This is a genomic window from Arthrobacter sp. Y81 (genome assembly GCF_002929335.1).
Taxonomy (GTDB): Bacteria; Actinomycetota; Actinomycetes; order Actinomycetales; family Micrococcaceae; genus Arthrobacter.
Genome location: NZ_PJIL01000092.1, coordinates 1 through 536 on the forward strand (window position 1 = coordinate 1; position 536 = coordinate 536).

The following is a 536-nucleotide window of genomic DNA, read 5'->3' on the forward strand; positions in this document are numbered from 1 at the left end:
TACGGCTGGCCGGTCCTGCTAGCCAACGATGCCAACCTGGCCGCCATGGCTGAGCGCTGGATGGGTGCGGGGGCCGGCGTAGATGACCTGGCCGTGATGCTGGCCGGTGAACGCATCGGCTTCGGTTTGATGGAATCCGGGCGCCTGCTTCACGGCGCCTCCGGGCGGACCGGGGAAGTGGGACTGCTGCACTTGGTGGAAGGCGTGGGCACCCCCGAGGGCATCGCCCTGCTGGCACGCGAAATGGCGGTTGAGGCGTGCAAAAAGGGCGCCCCGCAAACGCTCCTCACATCGCTGACAACGGGCACGGACACGAGCACGGCTGCTGGCCCGGAAGACGCGTCAATCGATGGCGATGCAGTCGGCGGCGACGGCGGGATCAGCGCCGAGGCCGTGTTCGACGCCGCAGCCCGGGGCGATAAGGTGGCCGGGCACATTCTCGATACCATTGCCCGCCGCATGGCACGGGTCATCGCCTTGATCGCCACCTTCAACGACCCCGAACTGGTGGTGATCGGGGGAGCTGTGGCAGCGTC

The 536-nt window shown here is 67.9% G+C and carries 1 protein-coding gene; it reads left to right on the forward strand.

Features of this window, described 5'->3' with window-relative positions; all coding sequences use genetic code 11:
- Positions 1-536, forward strand: a 536-nt coding sequence (locus tag CXQ91_RS24335; RefSeq protein ID WP_146072442.1) for an ROK family protein, incomplete at both ends; no start/stop codon positions are given.